Below are 3,340 nucleotides of genomic sequence, written 5' to 3'. Positions count from 1 at the left end.
GCATGTTCCGCGTCCTTGCAATACTGTGTTTACATACAGTCTATCGCTTAGCGGAAAGTTCTTTTACCCTCAGCCGAAATGCCTGCCGTTGCTAGACATTGCCAGCCAGTGCCCGTCACTCCCACTCTATTGATGTGTGCTTAAAAAACAGGAGGGTTTAACTTGGTAAACTATACATACTCATTAGGAGTTTACCATGAGCAAGAAACAGAAGACTTACACCGCAGAATTTAAAGCTGAAGCCATAAAAGCCATTGAAGAGAACCAAGGTAATGTATCGGAATCCGCTAGACAACTTGGCATTTCAATGCAAACCCTTTCGAACTGGAATAACAAAGCAAAGGCTGGAACTTTAGCAGGCACAAAACAGTATTCGCCCGATCTAAACGCCTTACTCGAAGAAAATAAGAAGCTTAAACAACAGCTCAAAACAGCTGAAATGGAACGTGAATTTTTAAAAAAGGCAGCAGCGTACTTTGCCAAAGAAAGTCAGTGAGGTACGCCTATATGAAATCGCAAAGCCACTTATTTCCGATTATTTTAATGGCTCGATTACTTCGTGTATCCGTTTCTCGCTTTTATGATTGGCTAAAGCGAGGCATGAGTAAAAGATCAATTCAGCGAAATCAGCAGACAATTTTGGTCAAAATAGCCCATGAAGAAACCAAACAAAGCTATGGCTATGTTCGATTAACCAAGCATTTACAAGCGCAAGGTATCAAAATAAGTACGTATGCTGTGCGCCAAATAAAAAAATCAAATCAGTTGTATTGTAAGCGCCATAAGCGTTTCAAAAGAACCACGAACAGTGATCACAACCGTTCTATTTATGACAATTTACTCAAGCAACAGTTTTCAATGACGAAGCCTAATCTTGCGTGGTCGAGTGACATTACCTACATTTGGACGGCTGAGGGCTGGTTGTACTTGGCAGCTGTCAAAGATCTTTACACGAAACAGGTTGTTGGCTATAGCTTAAATGAGCGCATGACAGCCAAGCTTGTTTGTGATGCATTGAATATGGCTATTCGCAATCAGAAACCTGCTAAAGATCTCATTGTACATTCAGATAGAGGCAGCCAATATTGCAGTAATGAATATCGAAACTTACTTGAGAAATTTGATTTTCAGGGTTCAATGAGCAAAAAAGGCGACTGCTTTGATAATGCACCGATAGAGAGTTTCTGGGGCATACTCAAAAATGAACTAGTCCATCATCGCAACTACAAAACAAGGGAAGAAGCCAAAGCGGATATTACAAAATATATAGAGTTATTTTATAATCAGCGAAGAATTCAAAAAGGCTTGGATTTTAAGACACCAAATCAAATGGCAGAAGACTTTTATCGGTTAGCTGCCTAGAATCTCCCAAGTGAAAGTCTCCTGCTAATTCAGCACACATCACTGTTGATAAATTTTCTAAACAAAAAGGATCAAACTAATCTATAAGCTTTGTGGGTTAGAAAAAAAATAACTCACTTTGCATTGATCATATTTAAATTCTTGTTTTATCCATAGCACTAACCTATTAATTTTAAAAAATAATAGGTACTGGCTAAATAGCAAATCGATACATATCTTTTTCATAGAGGAAATATGATTTTAGTAAGTTCTTGTCTGGCTGGCTTAAAGGTACGTTATAACGGGACGCATAGCTTAAACGAAAAAATCGAAAAATTAGTCAAAGATGGAAAAGCTACTATGGTATGTCCAGAGATTCTTGGCGGTTTATCAACACCACGCGAACCTGCCGAGATTTCGGGAGGTAATGGCGATGATGTCTTAGATGGAAAAGCCTGTGTAATTGAAAAATCAGGAAAGGATGTGACTTCAATCTATATTGAAGGGGCATATAGAACTTTAAAAAAAGTTCAATTATTAAAAGCTACTCTGGTAGTGCTTAAAGAAAATAGCCCTTCATGTGGTAGTTCAATGATTTACGATGGTCAATTTAATGGGAATAAGATCTATGGCAATGGAGTTACCTCCGCTTTGCTTAAACGTCATAATATAAAAGTCATTTCAGAAGAAACTTTTTGGCAACTTTTACCCTAGTTCCTCCGCTTTTATTTAAAATCTTCATGCAACTCCAACCACGCCCCCCTTTGCAATATCAAGTCTCTTCGGTATTTAGAGATATAGTGAGGTAATAATCTAAGAAGCATATCCATTACTTCCACATCAGTTAAAAAGTAGTGGTTCAATTTTATGCTGTAATTCTTTAACAATTTTAGCAAGCTGATCATGTAAAACTAACCAACATTGCTCATGACCTTGCCCAATATATTCATCTATTATGAGTTGCAAAATGTCTTGATCTATCTGACTTAAGAATTCTAAAAACCATGTCGCAGCAACATCCTTGGCAACTATTGTTTTATGATCTAATGTATAAGCTATACGGCATAGCGCTAAAATTTGATTACATTCATCCTGATCGTCTTTCCAATGAGCAATAATTTGTGGATAAGTTTTTTGCATGGCAAATATTAATTGTTCATAGCTAATTGGATTTAACCAATCGCAAATATCAGGTCCAAAGATAGTAATGTTATGTAATTGGGCAGTTTTAAGTAAAATACTAATATCTGGATCAGATTGACTATAAAGTAATTCACCTTTGAGTAATTCTTCTCTCAACCACTCGCCATATTGTAGCTGATATGTATATGGATGATTTTTATTGGTAATACTCCCTTTTTCTAATATCGTAATTTCTAAGGCACGCGCTGTAGCATGACCAATCGGAACAGATATATTTAGAAAATTCTGCGCTAATTGTTTTCTTTCCTGATCGGTAATTTCACGTTCAATAATAACTAAAATATCAAGATCACTTTTATGTTTTAAACCACCATCAACATACGAACCATATAAATAAATAGCATAAAGCTTATCTTTAAAATTTTTTTGTAAAAGCTGTTTTACACTTTCAACTTGGCGACACTCTTCATCATTTAAGCTTTGCATATGATTTTTAATTTAAAAAAATAAGTAATGAATTCATAGAGCATTATACAGAATAAGTGTAAATAATTTAATCAATTAGTAAATAACATACTATTTTTACAATATATTTACTTTCAATATAGAGTTTAATACATAAAACTCTATCAATCAAAAAAAGCTTGAAACAACATCTGAATAGTAAGAGTCATTTCCTCCTCACTTAGAGATGGATCCGGAAATTTGAACAACTCCTATAAGTGATACTCTGCTCCTCAAATGATGTTATAAACATCAATATATGGAGTATTTTATGGCACGTAGACCAAGAAGAAATCATTCAAACGACTTTAAGGCTAAGGTAGCACTTGCTGCGATCAAAGCAGAAAAAACA

At 35.4% G+C, this 3,340-nt stretch carries 3 protein-coding genes; 2 read left to right on the top strand and 1 reads right to left on the bottom strand.

What is annotated here, in order from left to right; all coding sequences use genetic code 11:
* Positions 1–196 precede the first annotated feature (196 nt).
* Together FTV03_RS17330 and FTV03_RS17325 are read left to right on the top strand one after the other, a co-directional pair.
* Positions 197–1,362 (top strand): IS3 family transposase gene (locus tag FTV03_RS17330; RefSeq protein ID WP_119285041.1). Its coding sequence is split into 2 segments (ribosomal slippage): positions 197–455 and positions 455–1,362, totalling 1,167 coding nucleotides; the frame shifts between segments, so codons are not numbered across the junction.
* Between the two features lie 234 nt (positions 1,363–1,596).
* Complete coding sequence (locus tag FTV03_RS17325; RefSeq protein WP_077170035.1) at positions 1,597–2,055, top strand: DUF523 domain-containing protein; 459 nt, start codon at positions 1,597–1,599, stop codon at positions 2,053–2,055.
* A gap of 126 nt (positions 2,056–2,181) precedes the next feature.
* On the opposite strand, the gene FTV03_RS17320 is transcribed toward FTV03_RS17325, so the two are convergent.
* Positions 2,182–2,970 carry an aminoglycoside adenylyltransferase domain-containing protein gene (locus FTV03_RS17320; protein ID WP_038350081.1) on the bottom strand — a complete coding sequence of 263 codons (789 nt, stop codon included), beginning with the start codon at positions 2,968–2,970 and terminating at the stop codon, positions 2,182–2,184.
* Positions 2,971–3,340 lie beyond the last annotated feature (370 nt).

The organism is Acinetobacter sp. YH12218 (assembly GCF_013417925.1).
Lineage (GTDB): Bacteria > Pseudomonadota > Gammaproteobacteria > Pseudomonadales > Moraxellaceae > Acinetobacter > Acinetobacter amyesii.
This window is presented reverse-complemented; position numbering and strand designations above follow the sequence as displayed.

What these genes read in the sequence shown, in the direction of transcription:
- FTV03_RS17320 (WP_038350081.1), bottom strand. Translation starts at nt 2,970, where the DNA reads ATGCAAAGCTTAAATGATGAAGAGTGTCGCCAAGTTGAAAGTGTAAAA.
- FTV03_RS17325 (WP_077170035.1), top strand. Translation starts at nt 1,597, where the DNA reads ATGATTTTAGTAAGTTCTTGTCTGGCTGGCTTAAAGGTACGTTATAAC.